The sequence below is a fragment of the Pseudomonas sp. TE4620 genome (assembly GCF_056279045.1).
In genome coordinates this window covers 5,506,934-5,525,805 of the sequence record NZ_JBWBQO010000001.1, presented here as the reverse complement: position 1 = coordinate 5,525,805, position 18,872 = coordinate 5,506,934, and the positions used below count along the sequence as shown (strand labels likewise).

18 protein-coding genes are annotated in these 18,872 nt (G+C 61.7%); 9 read left to right on the top strand and 9 right to left on the bottom strand.

Annotation, left to right across the window (positions count from 1 at the left end):
• Positions 1 to 80: 80 nt before the first annotated feature.
• The 3 genes from ACZ9A3_RS25630 to ACZ9A3_RS25620 form a co-directional block, all read right to left on the bottom strand.
• Positions 81 to 677, bottom strand: coding sequence for a DUF924 family protein (locus tag ACZ9A3_RS25630; protein WP_476253255.1), 597 nt, complete (start codon positions 675 to 677; stop codon positions 81 to 83).
• 3 nt (positions 678 to 680) lie between these two features.
• Complete coding sequence (locus tag ACZ9A3_RS25625; RefSeq protein ID WP_045193898.1) at positions 681 to 1,691, bottom strand: class 1 fructose-bisphosphatase; 1,011 nt, start codon at positions 1,689 to 1,691, stop codon at positions 681 to 683.
• A 142-nt stretch (positions 1,692 to 1,833) separates the two neighbouring features.
• Positions 1,834 to 4,284 (bottom strand): glycogen/starch/alpha-glucan phosphorylase, encoded by a 2,451-nt coding sequence (locus ACZ9A3_RS25620; RefSeq protein ID WP_045193899.1) that lies wholly within the window; start codon positions 4,282 to 4,284, stop codon positions 1,834 to 1,836.
• Between the two features lie 199 nt (positions 4,285 to 4,483).
• Here ACZ9A3_RS25620 and ACZ9A3_RS25615 point away from each other — a divergent pair, with 199 nt between their 5' ends.
• The 3 genes from ACZ9A3_RS25615 (at position 4,484) to ACZ9A3_RS25605 (ending at position 5,681) form a co-directional block, all read left to right on the top strand.
• Positions 4,484 to 4,894 (top strand): YkgJ family cysteine cluster protein, encoded by a 411-nt coding sequence (locus ACZ9A3_RS25615; RefSeq protein ID WP_230090916.1) that lies wholly within the window; start codon positions 4,484 to 4,486, stop codon positions 4,892 to 4,894.
• 107 nt (positions 4,895 to 5,001) lie between these two features.
• Positions 5,002 to 5,253: a helix-turn-helix transcriptional regulator gene (locus ACZ9A3_RS25610; protein WP_123564854.1), complete on the top strand. Its 252-nt coding sequence runs from the start codon at positions 5,002 to 5,004 to the stop codon at positions 5,251 to 5,253.
• Positions 5,250 to 5,681 carry a HipA N-terminal domain-containing protein gene (locus ACZ9A3_RS25605; protein ID WP_476253254.1) on the top strand — a complete coding sequence of 144 codons (432 nt, stop codon included), beginning with the start codon at positions 5,250 to 5,252 and terminating at the stop codon, positions 5,679 to 5,681. Before ACZ9A3_RS25610 ends, ACZ9A3_RS25605 begins: the two co-directional genes overlap by 4 nt.
• Positions 5,682 to 5,756: 75 nt before the next feature.
• Here ACZ9A3_RS25605 and typA read toward each other — a convergent pair whose 3' ends face one another.
• Positions 5,757 to 7,577 carry a translational GTPase TypA gene (typA, locus tag ACZ9A3_RS25600; protein WP_045193901.1) on the bottom strand — a complete coding sequence of 607 codons (1,821 nt, stop codon included), beginning with the start codon at positions 7,575 to 7,577 and terminating at the stop codon, positions 5,757 to 5,759.
• Positions 7,578 to 7,705: 128 nt separating this feature from the next.
• Positions 7,706 to 9,160 (bottom strand): tRNA uracil 4-sulfurtransferase ThiI, encoded by a 1,455-nt coding sequence (thiI, locus tag ACZ9A3_RS25595; protein ID WP_093377039.1) that lies wholly within the window; start codon positions 9,158 to 9,160, stop codon positions 7,706 to 7,708.
• Between the two features lie 330 nt (positions 9,161 to 9,490).
• On the opposite strand from thiI, the gene glnA reads away from it, so the two are divergent.
• From glnA to ntrC, 4 genes are all read left to right on the top strand, one after another.
• On the top strand, positions 9,491 to 10,897 hold the full coding sequence (gene glnA, locus ACZ9A3_RS25590; RefSeq protein WP_038997584.1) for a glutamate--ammonia ligase: 1,407 nt from the start codon (positions 9,491 to 9,493) through the stop codon (positions 10,895 to 10,897).
• Between the two features lie 144 nt (positions 10,898 to 11,041).
• Positions 11,042 to 11,929, top strand: coding sequence for a chorismate mutase (locus ACZ9A3_RS25585; protein ID WP_093377049.1), 888 nt, complete (start codon positions 11,042 to 11,044; stop codon positions 11,927 to 11,929).
• A 256-nt stretch (positions 11,930 to 12,185) separates the two neighbouring features.
• Positions 12,186 to 13,271, top strand: a complete 1,086-nt coding sequence (gene glnL, locus ACZ9A3_RS25580) for a nitrogen regulation protein NR(II) (protein WP_038997586.1) — start codon at positions 12,186 to 12,188, stop codon at positions 13,269 to 13,271.
• Complete coding sequence (ntrC, locus tag ACZ9A3_RS25575) at positions 13,268 to 14,704, top strand: nitrogen regulation protein NR(I) (protein WP_093377053.1); 1,437 nt, start codon at positions 13,268 to 13,270, stop codon at positions 14,702 to 14,704. The genes glnL and ntrC overlap by 4 nt, the downstream gene beginning before the upstream one ends.
• Positions 14,705 to 14,969: 265 nt before the next feature.
• Here the strand turns inward: ntrC and ACZ9A3_RS25570 are convergent, their stop codons facing one another.
• Positions 14,970 to 15,407: a hypothetical protein gene (locus ACZ9A3_RS25570; RefSeq protein ID WP_195885494.1), complete on the bottom strand. Its 438-nt coding sequence runs from the start codon at positions 15,405 to 15,407 to the stop codon at positions 14,970 to 14,972.
• Between ACZ9A3_RS25570 and ACZ9A3_RS25565 the strand changes: the two genes are divergently transcribed.
• On the top strand, positions 15,406 to 15,861 hold the full coding sequence (locus tag ACZ9A3_RS25565; protein WP_195885493.1) for a tRNA (cytidine(34)-2'-O)-methyltransferase: 456 nt from the start codon (positions 15,406 to 15,408) through the stop codon (positions 15,859 to 15,861). The two genes, ACZ9A3_RS25570 and ACZ9A3_RS25565, sit on opposite strands and share 2 nt — an antisense overlap.
• A gap of 50 nt (positions 15,862 to 15,911) precedes the next feature.
• Here the strand turns inward: ACZ9A3_RS25565 and secB are convergent, their stop codons facing one another.
• Genes secB through ACZ9A3_RS25550 form a run of 3 tightly spaced genes read right to left on the bottom strand, consistent with a single transcriptional unit; the run spans position 15,912 to position 17,116 of the window.
• Positions 15,912 to 16,403 carry a protein-export chaperone SecB gene (gene secB / locus ACZ9A3_RS25560; RefSeq protein WP_476253253.1) on the bottom strand — a complete coding sequence of 164 codons (492 nt, stop codon included), beginning with the start codon at positions 16,401 to 16,403 and terminating at the stop codon, positions 15,912 to 15,914.
• 40 nt (positions 16,404 to 16,443) lie between these two features.
• On the bottom strand, positions 16,444 to 16,698 hold the full coding sequence (gene grxC, locus ACZ9A3_RS25555; RefSeq protein ID WP_045193908.1) for a glutaredoxin 3: 255 nt from the start codon (positions 16,696 to 16,698) through the stop codon (positions 16,444 to 16,446).
• 1 nt (position 16,699) lies between these two features.
• A complete protein-coding gene (locus ACZ9A3_RS25550; protein ID WP_010222286.1) occupies positions 16,700 to 17,116 on the bottom strand; it encodes a rhodanese-like domain-containing protein in 417 nt (138 codons plus the stop codon).
• Between the two features lie 217 nt (positions 17,117 to 17,333).
• Between ACZ9A3_RS25550 and gpmI the strand changes: the two genes are divergently transcribed.
• On the top strand, positions 17,334 to 18,869 hold the full coding sequence (gene gpmI / locus ACZ9A3_RS25545; RefSeq protein WP_093377059.1) for a 2,3-bisphosphoglycerate-independent phosphoglycerate mutase: 1,536 nt from the start codon (positions 17,334 to 17,336) through the stop codon (positions 18,867 to 18,869).
• The last annotated feature ends 3 nt before the right edge of the window (positions 18,870 to 18,872 follow it).

Below are 18,872 nucleotides of genomic sequence, written 5' to 3'. Positions count from 1 at the left end.
GCAAGTCGAGTCGTCGCACCGCCGCTCCCACAGGCAATGCAAATCTCTGTGGGAGCTGGCTTGCCAGCGATGAATTCAACTCAAAACCTCGAGCCTGGCTCCAGCAGAAAATCCATCTCTTCATCGGTACTCGGCCGATTCAGCAACAGATTGCGATGCGGGAAGCGGCCAAAGCGGGCAATCACCCGCTGGTGCTGCTCGGCGTAGTCAAGGAACCCTTCGAACAAGCGCCGATCGGCATCCGGCTGGGCATCGAGCAGCAACTGGTAACGCTCGACGCTGATGTTCTGCCAGTCCAGTACCTCGGCATGCTCCAGCACCAACAGGATGAACACCCGCTGGATCGGCAGCAACTGGTAATCCCAGGCCTTGTCCAGCCCCTGCATCACCAGCACCTGGGCACGTCGGTCGCCATCGAAGGCGCGCGGCGTGTCGCGGTGGATCATGCGCGGCAACTGGTCGAGCAGCAACACCAGGCCAAGCCAGCCCTGCGGGCTTTGCAGCCACTCATCGAGGCCGCCAGCCAGCGCTTGCTCGACCAGCTCGCCGAAGCGCTCACGCGCTTCGTCGTCGTGGTGCTTGCCGAACCACAAGGTGCTCTTCTCGTCAGCCACATCCTGGGGGCTGGTGCCCCAGCCATACCACCACTCCAGCAAAGGCTGCCAAGGTGCGAGCATGATTTACTCCTTGTGATAACCGGTAACGCGCTCGACTTCCTGCTTGGAGCCGAGGAACACTGCCACTCGCTGGTGCAGGCTCTCTGGCTGGATGTCGAGGATGCGCTGGCGACCGTCGGTGGAAGCACCGCCGGCCTGTTCGATGATGAAGGACATCGGGTTGGCTTCGTACATCAGGCGCAGCTTGCCCGGCTTGGACGGTTCGCGGGCGTCGCGCGGGTACATGAACAGGCCGCCACGGGTCAGGATGCGGTGCACATCGGCAACCATCGAGGCGATCCAGCGCATGTTGTAGTTCTTTTTCAGCGGACCGGTTTCACCGGCCAGCAGCTCGCCCACGTAGCGGGTCACCGGCTCTTCCCAGTGGCGCTGGTTGGACATGTTGATGGCGAATTCGGCGGTGGTTTCCGGCACCTGGATGTTCTCGTGGGTCAGTACGAAACTGCCCAGTTCGCGGTCCAGGGTGAAGCCCTTGACGCCGTTGCCCAGGGTCAGGATCAGCATGGTTTGCGGGCCGTAGATCGCGTAACCGGCGGCAACCTGCTTGGTGCCTGGCTGCAGGAAGGCCTGCTCGTTGAGGCTCTCGTTCTGGCTCAGGTATTCGTTCGGGCAGCGCAGTACCGAGAAGATGGTGCCGACCGAGACGTTGACGTCGATGTTCGACGAACCGTCCAGCGGGTCGAAGACCAGCAGGTAGGCGCCTTTCGGGTATTTGCCCGGGATCTGGTAGGCGTTGTCCATCTCTTCGGAAGCCATGCCGGCCAGGTGACCGCCCCACTCGTTGGCTTCGAGGAGGATGTCGTTGGAGATCACGTCGAGTTTCTTCTGGACTTCGCCCTGCACGTTCTCGGTGCCCATGCTGCCCAGGACACCGCCCAGCGCGCCTTTGGAGACGTTGTGGCTGATTTCCTTGCACGCACGCGCCACCACTTCGATCAGGAAGCGCAGATCGGCAGGGGTACTGTTGCTGCGGGTCTGCTCAATCAAATAGCGACTCAGGGTAACGCGGGACATGTAAGGCTCCGAAGGAAGGGGGTAATAAAAACCCACGCAGTTTACAGGGAGAGTGAAGCGCTAGCGAGCAATCAGACACGCTTGGCCGATCAGACGGCACATCGGCCCGAGAGTTCAGCGCTCCCGGGCCGGCCTTTGCAGCTTAGTCGAGGGCTTTCCAGATATCCGTGGCGTACTCGCGGATGGTCCGGTCCGAAGAGAACCAGCCCATGCGCGCGCTGTTGAGCACTGCCATGCGCCACCACTGCCTGGGCTCGCGCCAGAGCGCTTCGACGCGCAATTGCGCTTCCCAGTAGGCATCGAAATCGGCGCACACCAGGAAGCGGTCATAAGCCACCAGCGAGTCGACCAACCCGACATAACGGGCCGGGTCATCCGGTGAAAACACCCCGCCACGAATGGCCTGGAGCACGTCGTTGAGCCGATGGGAGGCACCGATCGCGGCACTGGCGCCAAAGTCGCCGCTGCGCTTGCGCGCCTCCACCTGCTGGGAGGTCAGGCCGAAGATGAACATGTTCTCGGCACCGACCTGCTCGCACATTTCGACATTGGCGCCGTCCAGGGTGCCGATGGTCAGCGCGCCATTGAGGCCGAATTTCATGTTGCTGGTGCCCGACGCCTCGTAGCCGGCGGTAGAAATCTGCTCAGACAGATCGGCCGCCGGAATGATGCTCTCGGCCAGGCTGACGTTGTAGTTGGGCAGGAACACCACCTTGAGCAAGCCGCGCACGGTCGGGTCGTTGTTGACCACCTTGGCGATGTCGTTGCTCAGTTTGATGATCAGCTTGGCCTGGTGATAGCTGGCGGCGGCCTTGCCGGCGAAGATCTTCACCCGCGGCGCCCAGCCGCTGCCAGGTTCGGCGCGGATGGCCTGGTACAGGGCCACGGTGTGCAGCAGGTTGAGCAACTGGCGTTTGTACTCATGGATGCGCTTGACCTGCACATCGAACATCGCCTCGGGGTTGAGGGTAATGCCCAGGCGCTCCTGGACCAGGCTGGCCAGGGCCTTTTTGCTGTGCAGGCGCTGGGCGGCGAACTGCTTGCAGAACGACGCCTTGTCGGCAAACGGCTCAAGGTCGCGCAGGCGTCCCTGCGGGTCATCGAGCAGGTCGGCGCCGAGGGCCTCGACCAGCATGCCGGTCAGTTGCGGGTTGGCCTGGAACAGCCAGCGCCGGAAGGTGATGCCGTTGGTCTTGTTGTTGATTCGCTCGGGGTAGAGCTTGTGCAGTTCGGCAAACACCGTGCTGCGCATCAGCTTTGTGTGCAGCGCCGATACGCCGTTGACACTGTGCGAACCGAGGAACGCCAGGTTGCCCATGCGCACCCGGCGGCCGTTGTCTTCCTCGATCAGCGACACCGCGCGCAGCACGTCGAAATCGTGGATGCCCTTGGCGCGCAGGGCGTCGATATGAAAGGCGTTGATCAGGTAGATGATCTGCATGTGCCGCGGCAGCATGCGCTCCATCAAACCCACCGGCCAGGTTTCCAGGGCTTCGGGCAGCAAAGTATGGTTGGTGTAGGCCAGGGTCTCGACGGTCAGCTGCCAGGCGGTGTCCCAGGGCACTTCGTGCTGGTCGACCAGCAGGCGCATCAGCTCGGCGACCGCGATCGAGGGGTGGGTGTCGTTGAGCTGGATCGCCGCCTGCTGCGGCAGGTTGAGCAGGCTGTCATGCATGTTCAGGTGCCGGCGCAGCAGGTCCTGCAGCGAGGCGGAAACAAAGAAGTACTCCTGCCGCAGGCGCAGCTCCTGGCCGGCCTCGGTACTGTCGGCCGGGTACAGCACCCGCGAGATACTTTCGGCGCGCGCCACTTCGGCGACAGCGCCAAGGTGATCGCCGGCATTGAAGCGCTCCAGGTGTAGTTCTTCCAATGCCCGCGCCCGCCACAGGCGCAAGGTGTTGACGCTGGCACCGCGCCAGCCGACCACCGGCGTGTCGTAGGCCACCGCACGCACCGTCTCGGCCGGCCACCACACCTGGCGCTGCTGGCCACTGGCGTCGTGCACGGTCTCGACACTGCCACCAAAGCTGATCGGGTAGATCACCTCGGCCCGCTCGAACTCCCAGGGGTTGCCGAAATCCAGCCAGTTCTCGGTCTGCTCCTGCTGCCAGCCATCGACTACCGCCTGGCGGAACAGGCCGTGCTCGTAACGAATGCCGTAACCGTGGGCGGCGATGCCAAGGGTCGACATGCTCTCCATGAAACACGCCGCCAGACGCCCCAGGCCGCCATTACCCAGCGCCGCATCGGGCTCCAGCAGGCGAATGCGCTCAAGGTCGACGTTAAGCCCGTCCAGCGCTTCACGGGCAACATCGAGCAGGCCGAGATTGCTCAGGCTGTCGTACAGCAGACGACCGATCAGGAACTCCAGCGACAGGTAATACACCCGCTTCTGGCTCTTGCGGTAGATCTGCCGGGTATGGTCCATCCAGTGGTCGACCATGTGATCGCGGGCAGCCAGGGCAATGGCTTCGAACCAGTCGTGATCGAAGGCATGCTCCGGGTCCTTGCCGACCGCGTAGGTCAATTTATCCAGCACAGCGGTGCGAAAAGCGGCCACCTCTGCGTCACGAGCGAGTGGTTCCTGAGACATGCGACGTCCTCGGGCAAGTTGACGAATGCGGATGGAGATTTCTCAGCCTAGACCGTTCGACACAGAGGGGAAGCTCTGGTTCGCGACTTTCTTGCGGCCAGCGGCAAACAAACCCGGAATAAAGCGGCAAATGGTTGTTCACAATTTGATCAACTCCGGTATCATCGCGCGCCCACAAGACTCTTCTAGCCTGAGCCCGATGAAACCGACCCTGATTGCCGCCGCCGAAGTCGACCGACTGGAAACCTGGCAGAAGTACCAAAGCCATATGTGCGGAGGCTGCAACTCGACCTGCTGCACCTTGCCGACGGAAGTGAAAATCAAAGACCTGATCCGCATGGGCGTGGTGGATGAGTTCGAGGTGGGCGAGCCGCCGAAGAACATTGCCAAGCGCTTGCAGAAGGACGGGATCATCCAGCGCTTCAACCAGAAGTCGGGGATTTTCACCCTGGCGCAGATGAGCAACGACGATTGCCTGTACCTGGACCGTAAAAGTCGCATGTGCACCATTTACGACAAGCGCCCGGACACCTGCCGCAACCATCCGCGGATCGGCCCGCGGCCGGGGTACTGCGCATATATCCCCAAGCCTGCGGTGCGCTCGCGCTAAGCGACGACCACTGATCGGAACGCCCGACCGAAACGAGCTGGGCGTTTGACGATGACACCATGTTATGTTTACCTGACATTAACCAGCTAATGTTATGGATACGTAACATGCAGACCACGCTAATTTCCCAGCGCATCGGGCACAGCATCGAGCAGATGAGAAAACGCCGCGGCCTGACCAAAGTGCAACTGGCGGAACGTATCGGCATCACTCGGCAGAAGCTCAGTGAGATCGAGCAGGGTTCAAGCACCGTCGCTATCTCGTTTTACAGCAGAGCATTGAATGCCCTCGGCTGCGACGTCGAGGTCGTGGCAAAGTCCCTGCCGACCCTGGATGAGCTTGAGGACGTGTTCCGGTGAGCGCGGCAGACGAGCTGCTGGTGTCAACGCCTCAAGGCGTCAGCGGCAAGATTTACCAGCAGCCAAACGGCGACTACATCTTTCGCTATAGCGACTCATCCTCGGCCTCGATTGCGGTGAGCATGACCATGCCCCCTCGCCGCGACGACTTCGTATCCAGGGACCTTCATCCGATTTTCCAGATGAACCTGCCCGAAGGCTATGTACTGGAGCAACTGCGCAATCGCCTGGCCAAGGTAGCAACCGTCAAGGCCATTCTCGACTTCGCCAAACGCTGCCGTGTCAGTGACCCCAAAAGCCGCATCCAGGCACTCCTGCAAGCCGTCGAAGGCACACTGCTGCATCATCAGGAGCTGACGGAACAAGCACCGGACATAGCTGCTGCCATCCGCGCCAGCGCCGCGCCGTTCGAACAGTCCTTCGGCTGATTCACACTTTCCGCGCACAAAAAAACGCCCCCGGCCTTGCGACCGGGGGCGTTTTCATTCAGCCGGAACTAAGACTCAGTTCTTGGCTTTCTTGGCAGCGCGGGTACGCTCGCCTTCGTCGAGGATCTTCTTGCGCAGACGGATCGACTTAGGGGTCACTTCGCACAGCTCGTCGTCCTGGATGAATTCCAGAGCCTGTTCCAGGGTGAAGCGAACAGGTGGAACCAGGGCGATGGTTTCGTCTTTACCCGAAGCACGCATGTTGTCGAGCTTCTTGCCCTTGGTAGGGTTGACGCCCAGGTCGTTGTCACGGCTGTTCAGACCAACGATCTGACCGTTGTAGATCTCCTGGCCGTGCTCGACGAACAGCTTGCCGCGCGCCTGCAGGGTTTCCAGGGAGTAGGTCAGGGCCTTGCCGGTTTCAACCGAAACCAGTACGCCGTTCTGACGGCCGGACATGTGGCCGGACTTCATCGGAGCGTAACGGTCGAAGATCGAGGTCAGGATGCCTGCACCGTTGGTCAGGGTCAGGAACTGGTTACGGAAACCGATCAGACCACGGGCTGGAATGTTGTATTCCAGGCGTACACGGCCCTTGCCATCCGGAACCATGTTGGTCAGGTCGCCTTTACGCAGACCCATTTCTTCCATGACCTTGCCCTGGGAGTCTTCAGGGATGTCGATGGTGACGTTTTCGAACGGCTCGTGCTTGGCACCGTCGACTTCACGGATGATCACTTCCGGACGACCAACACCCATTTCGAAGCCTTCGCGACGCATGGTTTCGATCAGAACCGAGAGGTGCAGCTCACCACGGCCGGAGACCTTGAACTTGTCAGCCGAGTCGCCTTCTTCAACGCGCAGTGCAACGTTGTACAGCAGCTCTTTGTCCAGACGTTCCTTGATGTTGCGGGAAGTCACGAACTTGCCTTCTTTACCGCAGAACGGCGAGTCGTTGACCTGGAAGGTCATCGAAACGGTTGGCTCGTCAACGGTCAGCGGCTTCATCGCTTCAACTGCGTCCGGGGAGCACAGGGTGTCGGAGATGAACAGCTCGTCGAAACCGCTGATGCAGACGATGTCGCCAGCCTGGGCTTCTTCGACGTCAACGCGGTGCAGGCCGTGGTGACCCATCAGCTTGAGGATACGACCGTTGCGCTTCTTGCCATCGACGTCGATAGCCACCACCGGGGTGTTCGGCTTGACGCGACCGCGAGCGATACGGCCAACACCGATAACACCGAGGAAGCTGTTGTAGTCCAGTGCCGAGATCTGCATCTGGAACGGACCGTCACGGTCAACAGCAGGGGCCGGTACGTTGTCGACGATCGACTGGTACAGCGGGGTCATGTCTTCGGCCATTTCGGTGTGGTCCAGACCGGCAATGCCGTTCAGGGCCGAGGCGTAGACGACTTTGAAGTCCAGCTGTTCGTCGGTGGCACCGAGGTTGTCGAACAGATCGAAGATCTGGTCCAGAACCCAGTCAGGACGCGCGCCCGGACGGTCGACCTTGTTGATCACCACGATTGGACGCAGGCCGGCTTCGAAAGCCTTCTTGGTCACGAAACGGGTTTGCGGCATAGGGCCGTCTTGAGCGTCGACCAGCAGCAGTACGGAGTCGACCATCGACATTACACGTTCAACCTCGCCACCGAAGTCGGCGTGGCCGGGGGTGTCGACGATGTTGATGTGGTAGCCGTTCCAGTTGATGGCGGTGTTTTTCGCCAGAATGGTAATACCGCGCTCTTTTTCCTGGTCGTTGGAGTCCATGACGCGCTCGTCGTTGAGCTCGTTACGCTCCAGAGTGCCGGACTGACGCAGGAGTTTGTCGACCAGGGTGGTTTTACCATGGTCAACGTGGGCGATGATGGCGATGTTACGCAGATTTTCGATCACGTGTGTATCTCGATCAGAGGATTCGGGTTGCCGCCCAGTCTAGGCGGCGAATATGAATGAATGGCGCTCAAACGGCCCGGTGGTCGGGAGGGCGATGGCGGATGCTCCCGCCATATAGCCCCGGCGTCTTATGTCGGACGATAAACGCGCACATTGGCATGTCCCTCACTGAGCAGATGATGGGCATGCAGGCGACTCATTACTCCCTTGTCGCAATACAGCAGGTACTGGCGCGTGGCATCCAGCTCCTTGAAGCGACTGTTAAGGGCGTAGAACGGCAAGGCCTGGACCTCGATGCCGTCCAGTTCCAGGGGCTGGTCTTCCTGGGCATCAGGGTGGCGAATGTCGATCACCACCTGCCCGGCCAGCGCCTGGCTGACTTCTTCGATCTGGATATCCTGGCTGAGTTCATCGATCACGTGGTCGATGGAGATCAGCCGAGCGCGCTCCAGGGCACGCTCGAGCACCGCCATGTCGAACTGCTTCTCTTCATGCTCGAGGCGATGACGCTTGGCGCAAGTGGTCGGGTTCACCGAAATCACGCCGCAGTATTCAGGCATGTGCTTGGCGAACTCGGCGGTGCCGATCTGCTGGGCCTGGTCGATGATGTCCTGCTTGTGGCTGGCCAGCAGCGGGCGCAGCACCAGCTTCTCGGTGGCCGAGTCGATCACCGCAAGGTTCGGCAGGGTCTGGCTCGAGACCTGGGAGATGGCTTCACCGGTCACCAGGGCGTCGATCTGCAGGCGGTCGGCGATGTTGGTCGCCGCGCGCAGCATCATGCGCTTGAGGGTCACGCCCATGTAGCTGTTGTCGACCTTGCCGAGGATCTCGCCGACCACTTCTTCGAACGGCACGCTGACGAACAGCACGCGCTGGCTGCTGCCGTACTTTTTCCACAGGAAGTGGGCGACTTCCATCACCCCCAGCTCGTGGGCGCGGCCGCCAAGGTTGAAGAAGCAGAAGTGGGTCATCAGGCCGCGACGCATCATCTGGTAGGCGGCGACGGTGGAGTCGAAACCACCGGACATCAGCACCAGGGTCTGCTCCAGCGCGCCCAGCGGGTAACCGCCGATGCCTTTGTGCTGGTTGTGGATGACGTACAGGCGCTTGTCGCGCACCTCGATGCGCACCTCGACTTCAGGCGTGCGCAGGTCGATACCGGCGGCGCCGCACTGCTGGCGCAGCTGGCTGCCGACGTAGCGGTCGACGTCCATCGAGGTGAAATCGTGGTGACCGCCGCGCTTGCAGCGTACGGCGAAGCGCTTGCCCGCCAGCAGGTGACCGAAGTGCTGCTTGCACTTGGCGACGATGTCGTCGAAATCACCCAGCGGGTATTCGTCGACCTGCAGGAAATGGGCAATGCCCGGCGTGCAGCTCAGACGCTCGGTCATCTCGCGCAGGACCTTCTCGTCCTCGATGTGAGTGATCACTTCGAGGTTATCCCAGACACCGTTAACCGCGAGCGCAGGATCGAGGTCCTTGAGCACGTTGCGGATGTTGCGGGCCAGTTGACGGATGAAGCGCTTGCGAACCGGCCGGCTCTTGATGGTGATCTCTGGGAAGACTTTTACGATTAGTTTCATGAAAAACAGCGCGCGAGGTGCCGACTAAAAAAGTGGGGCGCGGATTATAGCGGAAATTGCTCAAGCTTTGAGCAACTTTTGTACAGAAGGTTTTTCTCGCACCGTTATGGTGCATCATGGCTGTTTAGCGCATCGTATGGGTGCAGAAAAAACCGCTGATTTCAGCGAATCTGGCGAAAACGCTTGGGTTTGGGGCAAAAATCCCAACTCGGGGCACTGGCATGCAATTTGCTCCCTTGTGAGGCAGGTTGCCTTGGCCGACTATTCGCGCCCGGCATCACCCAAATTAAAGGGCTGCACAGGCAAGCTCTACCCCACCCGGAGGACACTATGTCGAAGTCGGTTCAACTCATCAAAGATCATGACGTTAAATGGATTGATCTGCGCTTCACTGACACCAAAGGCACTCAGCACCACGTGACCATGCCAGCTCGTGATGCGCTGGATGAAGATTTCTTCGAAGCCGGCAAGATGTTCGACGGTTCCTCCATCGCTGGCTGGAAAGGCATCGAAGCCTCCGACATGATCCTGATGCCGGACGACTCCTCCGCCGTGCTCGACCCGTTCACCGAAGAGCCGACCCTGATCCTGGTCTGCGACATCATCGAACCTTCGACCATGCAAGGCTACGACCGCGACCCACGCGCCATCGCCCGCCGCGCCGAAGAGTACCTGAAGACCACCGGTATCGGTGACACCGTGTTCGTCGGCCCAGAGCCTGAGTTCTTCATCTTCGACGAAGTGAAGTTCAAGTCCGACATCTCCGGCTCGATGTTCAAGATCTACTCCGAGCAAGGCTCGTGGATGTCCGACCAGGACGTCGAAGGCGGCAACAAAGGCCACCGTCCAGGCGTCAAAGGCGGCTACTTCCCGGTACCACCGTTCGACCACGACCACGAAATCCGTACTGCCATGTGCAACGCCATGGAAGAAATGGGCCTGGTCATCGAAGTCCACCACCACGAAGTGGCCACTGCCGGCCAGAACGAAATCGGCGTGCAGTTCAACACCCTGGTGAAGAAGGCTGACGAAGTTCAGACCCTCAAATACTGCGTGCACAACGTTGCCGACGCCTACGGCCGCACCGCAACCTTCATGCCTAAGCCACTGTACGGCGACAACGGCTCGGGCATGCACGTGCACATGTCCATCTCCAAAGATGGCAAGAACACCTTCTCCGGCGAAGGCTATGCCGGCCTGTCCGACACCGCCCTGTACTTCATCGGCGGTATCATCAAGCACGGTAAGGCCCTGAACGGCTTCACCAACCCGGCTACCAACTCCTACAAGCGTCTGGTACCAGGCTTCGAAGCACCGGTCATGCTGGCCTACTCGGCGCGCAACCGTTCCGCCTCGATCCGCATCCCGTACGTTTCCAGCCCGAAAGCCCGCCGCATCGAAGCGCGCTTCCCGGACCCGGCTGCCAACCCGTACCTGTGCTTCGCAGCACTGATGATGGCCGGCCTGGACGGTATCCAGAACAAGATCCACCCAGGCGATGCCGCCGACAAGAACCTGTACGACCTGCCGCCTGAAGAGGCGAAAGAGATCCCACAGGTTTGCGGCAGCCTGAAAGAAGCCCTGGAAGAGCTGGACAAAGGCCGTGCGTTCCTGACCAAGGGCGGCGTGTTCTCCGACGACTTCATCGATGCCTACATCGCGCTGAAAAGCGAAGAAGAAATCAAGGTCCGCACCTTCGTACACCCACTGGAATACGAGCTGTACTACAGCTGCTAAGCCAGTGACGCTCGCGCAAGCGGCGTAGCTTGAAAAAAGGCCTCCTTCGGGAGGCCTTTTTCATACATATTCTTCAGATGTTCCCGATAGGTCAGCCTCCTGACCTCGACCATGCTGGCTCAGCAATCCACGCCCGAGCCCATCATGACCCGCACCCCGATCACACTCACCCTGCTTGCCTTGCTGACAGGCTGCAGTACCCCGCCAGCACCGCTCGAATCACAGGTGCTGCTACGCACTAACACCGCCTGGGACGGCAGCCCCTACCCGCGCTACCCCGACGGGCCAGCGGAACTGACCCTGGTTAAAATCCACATTCCGCCTGAAACAACCCTCGACTGGCACAGCCATCCGCTGCCCAACGCCGGCTACCTGCTTGCAGGTGAACTGCTGGTGGAAACCCGCGACAGCAACAAACAGGTAAGCATCAAGGCCGGAGACGCCCTCGCCGAGATCGTCGATGGCGTGCATCGCGGGCGTACAGGCGCGCAAGCGGCCGAACTGATTGTTTTTTATGCCGGCAGCCAGGGTGTGCCGCTTTCCCAGCCCGCGCCAGCCACCACACCACTCACCGCCTTGCTCGACAGCATCGACCAGCGCCTGCACATCGCCCACGCGGTTGCCCTGAACAAATGGGACTCGGGCCAGCCAGTAGAAGCGCCTGAACGCGAGCAGCAGGTGATTGCCAATGCCCAGTCCCAGGCCCTGCGCTTTGGTGTCGACGGGCAACGGGCAGCGCTGTTCTTCGCCGACCAGATCGAAGCCAACAAGCTGCTGCAGTACAGCGCGCTGTCGCGCTGGCATGCCGTCGGCAGCGCACCGCAAACCCCGCGGGTCGATCTGGGCAGCCAGTTGCGCCCGCAGCTGGATCGCCTGCAGCGCACCCTGCTCAGCCAGTTGGCCGAGTTTGATCGCAACCGCCCGGCCCACTGCCCGGCAACCCTTGCCCAGGCCATCGCGCAACGAGCCCGAGACCCGCAGCAATCCGTGGCACTGATCCGTGCCACCACGCATTTGTGCTCGCCGCAGTAATCCTTCCTCTATGCTCTATATTGGTGCACGCATCTGCCTGCACCTGAGCAACTCAGCCCATTTTGGTTCACAAAAAGCGTGATCTCAGGACTTTGTAGGCATTTTTCGCGCAAATACAGGTCTTAATCCGGAAATTCCGCTTCTTTTCGGAGCCTTGGTTTGCTTTTTGCATTTTCTTTGTACCAGCGGATTACCAGCGAGCGCGACTTGGGCCCAGGCCGAGGTTGTATGAGCCAAAAGAGGTCACCGACGCCCCATGACCATCAGCGATGCACTGCACCGACTGCTACTGGACAACCTGACCACAGCCACCATCCTGCTCGACGCCGAGTTGCGCCTTGAGTACATGAACCCGGCAGCGGAGATGCTCCTGGCCATCAGCGGCCAGCGCAGCCATGGTCAGTTCATCAGCGAGCTGTTCACCGAATCGCCCGAGGCGCTGAACTCCCTGCGCCAGGCGGTAGAGCACGCGCACCCCTTTACTAAACGTGAAGCCCAGCTGACCTCGCTGACCGGCCAGACCCAGACCGTCGACTACGCGGTAACGCCGATCCTCAGCAAGGGCGCGACCCTGCTGCTGCTCGAAGTGCACCCGCGTGACCGCCTGCTGCGCATCACCAAGGAAGAGGCCCAGCTGTCCAAGCAGGAAACCACCAAGATGCTGGTGCGCGGCCTGGCCCACGAGATCAAGAACCCGCTCGGTGGCATTCGCGGCGCCGCCCAGCTGCTGGCCCGCGAGCTGCCGGAGGAGGGCCTGAAGGATTACACCAATGTGATCATTGAAGAGGCCGACCGCCTGCGCAACCTGGTCGACCGCATGCTCGGCTCGAACAAGCTGCCGTCGCTGGCCCTGACCAACATCCATGAGGTGCTGGAGCGGGTCTGCAGCCTGGTCGAGGCCGAAAGCCAGGGCGGCATCACCCTGGTGCGCGATTACGACCCGAGCCTGCCGGACGTGCTGATCGACCGCGAACAGATGATCCAGGCGGTGCTCAACATCGTGCGCAACGCCATGCAGGCCATCAGCGGCCAGAACGAGCTGCGCCTGGGCCGCATCAGCCTGCGCACCCGGGCCATGCGCCAGTTCACCATCGGCCACACCCGTCACCGCCTGGTGGCCCGAATCGAGATCATCGACAACGGCCCGGGCATCCCTGCCGAGCTGCAGGAAACCATCTTCTACCCCATGGTCAGCGGCCGCCCGGACGGGACCGGGCTGGGCCTGGCCATTACCCAGAACATCATCAGCCAGCACCAGGGCCTGATCGAATGTGACAGTCACCCTGGCCACACCACCTTCTCGATCTTCCTGCCGCTGGAACAAGGAGCCACCGCCTCATGAGCCGAAGTGAAACTGTCTGGATCGTCGATGATGATCGTTCCATCCGCTGGGTGTTGGAAAAGGCCCTGCAACAGGAAGGCATGACCACCCAGAGCTTCGACAGCGCCGACGGGGTCATGAGCCGACTGGCCCGGCAACAGCCCGACGTGATCATTTCCGACATCCGCATGCCCGGCGCCAGCGGCCTGGACTTGCTCGCGCAGATCCGCGAGCAGCACCCGCGCCTGCCGGTGATCATCATGACCGCCCATTCCGACCTCGACAGCGCGGTGGCGTCCTATCAGGGCGGCGCCTTCGAATACCTGCCCAAGCCATTCGATGTCGACGAGGCGGTATCGCTGGTCAAGCGCGCCAACCAGCACGCCCAGGAGCAACAGGGCCTGGACGTCGCCCCGAGCCTGACCCGCACCCCGGAGATCATCGGCGAAGCACCGGCAATGCAGGAGGTGTTCCGCGCCATCGGCCGCCTGAGCCATTCCAACATCACCGTGCTGATCAACGGCGAGTCCGGTACCGGTAAAGAACTGGTCGCCCACGCCCTGCACCGCCACAGCCCACGGGCGGCGTCGCCGTTCATCGCCTTGAACATGGCGGCGATCCCCAAGGACCTGATGGAATCGGAACTGTTCGGCCACGAGAAAGGCGCCTTCACCGGCGCTGCCAACCTGCGCCGCGGACGCTTCGAGCAAGCCGATGGCGGCACGCTGTTCCTCGACGAGATCGGCGACATGCCGGCCGATACCCAGACCCGCCTGCTGCGGGTGCTGGCCGATGGCGAGTTCTACCGGGTGGGCGGCCATGTGCCGGTCAAGGTTGATGTGCGAATCATCGCCGCCACCCACCAGAACCTGGAAACCCTGGTGCAGGCCGGCAAATTCCGCGAAGACCTGTTCCACCGCCTGAACGTGATCCGCATCCACATCCCGCGCCTGGCCGATCGTCGCGAAGACATCCCGACCCTGGCCCGCCACTTCCTCGGCCGCGCCGCCCAGGAACTGGCGGTGGAGCCGAAATTGCTCAAGGCCGAAACCGAGGAGTTCATCCGCAACCTGCCGTGGCCGGGCAACGTGCGCCAGCTGGAGAACACCTGCCGCTGGATCACGGTGATGGCCTCCGGACGCGAAGTGCATATCGGCGACCTACCGCCCGAGTTGCTCAACCTGCCGCAAGATTCAGCGCCGGTGACCAACTGGGAACAGGCCCTGCGCCAGTGGGCAGACCAGGCCTTGGCCCGCGGCCAATCGAGCCTGCTCGACAGCGCCGTGCCGAGTTTTGAGCGGATCATGATCGAGACCGCCCTCAAGCACACCGCCGGCCGCCGCCGCGATGCCGCAGTGCTGCTGGGCTGGGGCCGCAACACCCTGACGCGCAAGATCAAGGAGTTGGGGATGAAGGTCGATGGCGGTGACGAGGACGGCGACGACGAGGCCTGAGCGGTAACCTGATCGCGGGGCAAGCCCGCTCCTACCAATTGGTGTGGGAGCGGCGGTGCGGCGATCCGACTTGCCCCGCGATGCTTTTGCACCGAACCTGTGCCCTGCGCACCGCAGCAAAGCACAAATCCCCCGCCTACCCTCGCCTAAGCCCTTAAAATCCGCCATTTCCCGCACTGCAACAAAACTGGCACACACCCTGCATTAGTATCAGTACTTCCAGTTTTGGGGACCTTGGTACAGGCAGGCCGGGGAATCCCCTCTTTTATTCGCGCAGTTTCACCTGCACCCGCCAGCGTCCGCCCTCCTCTGCACCGGCCCATTCGCCGTGCAGGGGGCGGGCCGCGACCAGGGTCACAAGCAAGCCGCCGTCACTGTGCTGCACCCGCCAGCTCACCGGTTTGCCCTGCAACTGCAACTGACCCCGCGCAACCTTGCCCTCGGCCTCGAACAGCAGCGCCAGGGTACCTTCGACTTCTTCGCCGTGCAGTTGGGGTTCTTCGTTGAACCACAGGTTCAACCCCGCCTCGACCACCTCGACCTGCTCCAGCACCCGTGGCTCTGGCGCAGTCAGGCGACCGATCATCAGCCCCACCAGCATGCCGAACAGCGCCAGGGAAAACAGCACGCGCGGCCATAGCTGCGAACGCGGGTCCGGTTCAGGAGTAGAATGCTCGACATCTTTATGTTCGGAGCCGTGCATGTTTCACGTCATCCTCTTTCAACCAGAGATTCCGCCGAATACCGGCAACATCATCAGACTGTGCGCCAACAGCGGCTGCCACCTGCACCTGATCGAGCCGATCGGCTTCGAGCTGGACGACAAGCGCTTGCGCCGGGCCGGTCTGGACTACCACGAGTATGCCACGCTCAAGCGCCACCCAGACCTGCCCAGTTGCCTGGAAAGCCTTGGCCAGCCGCGGCTGTTCGCCTTCACCACGAAGGCCTCGCACCCTTACCACGAAACCGCCTTCCAGCCGGGCGACGCCTTCCTGTTCGGCCCCGAAAGCCGTGGCCTGCCGGCCGAGGTGCTGGACAGCCTGCCCGCCGAGCAGCGCCTGCGCCTGCCGATGCGCCCGGGCTGCCGCAGCCTGAACCTGTCCAACACGGTGGCGGTGACGGTGTACGAAGCCTGGCGCCAGCAAGGGTTTGCCTGAGCCAAGCAAAAAGCGCCCCGAGGGGCGCTTTTTGCTTCATCGCAACAGGCTTATTGCAGCGAAGGGGCTTCGCCAGTTTCCTGCATGCGTTGCATTTCCTGAGCGTACAGGGCGTCGAAGTTGACCGGCGAGAGCATCAGCGCCGGGAACGAACCACGGGTCACCAGGCTGTCCAGCGCTTCACGGGCGTACGGGAACAGGATGTTCGGGCAGAACGCGCCCAGGGTGTGGCTCATCGACGCCGGGTCGAGGTTCTTGATCAGGAAGATACCGGCTTGTTGCACTTCAGCGATGAAGGCCACTTCGTCGCCGTTCTTCACGGTCACCGACAGGGTCAGCACGACTTCGTGGAAGTCGCCTTCCAGGCCTTTCTGCTTGGTGTTCAGGTCCAGGGCAACGCTTGGCTCCCACTGCTGACGGAAGATCGCCGGGCTTTTTGGCGCTTCGAACGACAGGTCGCGCACGTAGATGCGCTGCAGGGAGAATTGCGGAGCGTTGTCGTCGGCTGCGGCTGCGGCGTCGTTGTTCTGTTGATCAGTCATGACAGATCCTTCTTTCCAGAGTCTTTAATGGGTTTCTGATTCAGGCCTTGAGCAGCGCATCGAGCTTGCCGGCGCGCTCCAGGGCATACAGGTCGTCGCAACCGCCGACGTGGGTGGAACCGATCCAGATCTGCGGCACCGAGGTACGACCGGCCTTCTGGCTCATTTCGGCGCGCACCTGAGGCTTGCCATCGACCTTGATCTCTTCGAAGGCCACGCCTTTGCTTTCAAGCAGGTATTTTGCCCGCGAGCAGTAAGGGCAGTAATCGCTGGAGTAGACGATGACGTTGCTCATGTCACTTCACCAACGGCAGGTTATCGGCCTTCCAGCTCGACACGCCGCCCGACAGCTTGGCAGCGGTGAAGCCGGCCTTGAGCAGTTCGCGCGCGGTGGTGCCGGCGTGCTGGCCCATGGCGTCGACGATGATCAGGGTCTTGTTGGCCTTGTGCTTTTCCAGCTCGCCGATGCGCGCGGCGACCTTGTCCTGGGGAATGTTCACGGCGCCCACGATGTGACCGGCGGCGTAGTCCTTGCTCGAACGGATGTCGATCACCAGACCCTTGTCGGCGTTGACCAGCGCGGTCAGTTCGCCAGTGCTGAGGCTGCGGCCGCCCTTGCGTGCTTCGGTGACGATCAGCAAAACCAGCAGAACGACGAAGATACCGACCAGCAGATAGTGATTTGTTGCGAATTCAATCAGGTGAGCAACCATCGGAGGGTGTTCCAGGCCATTAAAAATGTTGGCCAGTATACACAGCCCCCAAGGTCGGCCAAAGCCCGCCGGGCAGGGTTATCGCCAGTAATTCTCATTGCCGGGCTACAGCCCGTCGGCCCGCGCCGTCGGGCCTGCAAGGTTAATTCGTCATTCGTGGCCAATTTGCCCTAAAATGCGTGTCTTTATCATCTGAACAACCGTGAGTGTGGGATTGATGACGAGCACGCCAAAACCCTTGGTCCTGATCATCCTCGATGGTTTCGGTCACAGCGAAAGCCACGAATACAACGCCATCTATTCGGCCAACACGCCAGTCTACGATCGCCTGCGCGCCACCCAGCCGCACGGCTTGATCTCTGGCTCCGGCATGGATGTCGGCCTGCCGGACGGGCAGATGGGCAACTCCGAGGTCGGTCACATGAACCTCGGTGCTGGCCGCGTGGTTTACCAGGACTTCACCCGGGTGACCAAGGCGATCAAGGACGGCGAGTTCTTCACAAACCCCGTGCTGTGCGGCGCGGTCGACAAGGCCGTCGGCGCCGGCAAGGCGGTGCACATCCTTGGCCTGCTGTCCGATGGCGGCGTGCACAGCCACCAGGACCATCTGGTGGCCATGGCCGAGCTTGCCGCCAAACGCGGTGCCGAGAAAATCTACCTGCACGCCTTCCTCGACGGTCGCGACACCCCGCCGAAAAGCGCGCAATCCTCGATCGAACTGCTCGACGCCGCCTTCGCCAAACTGGGCAAGGGCCGCATCGCCAGCCTGATCGGCCGCTACTACGCCATGGACCGCGACAACCGCTGGGACCGCGTATCGGCTGCCTACAACCTGATCGTCGACAGCAGCGCCGAATTCACCGCCGACACCGCCCTGGCCGGCCTTGAAGCCGCCTACGCCCGCGACGAGAGCGACGAATTCGTCAAGGCCACGCGCATTGGCGAAGCGGTAAAGGTCGAAGATGGCGACGCAGTGATCTTCATGAACTTCCGTGCCGACCGCGCCCGCGAGCTGTCGCGGGTGTTCGTCGAACCGGACTTCAACGAATTCCCACGGGCACGCCTGCCAAAACTGGCTGCCTACATCGGCCTGACCCAGTACTCGGCAAAAATCCCGGCGCCGGCCGCCTTTGCCCCTGGCAGCCTGAACAATGTGCTCGGCGAATACCTGGCGAAAAACGGCAAGACCCAGCTGCGCATCGCCGAAACCGAGAAGTACGCCCACGTCACCTTCTTCTTCTCCGGTGGTCGCGAAGAGCCGTTTGAAGGCGAAGAGCGCATCCTCATCCCGTCGCCGAAGGTCGCCACCTATGACCTGCAGCCGGAAATGAGCGCACCGGAAGTCACCGACCGCATTGTCGAAGCCATCGAGCAGCAGCGTTACGACGTGATCGTGGTCAACTACGCCAACGGCGACATGGTCGGCCACAGCGGCGTGTTCGAGGCCGCGGTCAAGGCCGTCGAGGCCCTGGACCTGTGCGTCGGGCGCATCGTCGAGGCGCTGGACAAGGTCGGCGGCGAAGCGCTGATCACCGCCGACCACGGCAACGTCGAGCAGATGGAAGACGAATGCACCGGCCAGGCGCACACTGCGCACACCACCGAGCCGGTACCGTTCATCTATGTCGGCAAGCGCAAGGTGCAGGTCCGCGAAGGCGGCGTGCTGGCCGACGTGGCGCCGACCATGCTCAAGCTGCTGGGCCTGGAAAAACCGGCAGAAATGACTGGCACCTCGATTCTGATCGACGGCTAAAGC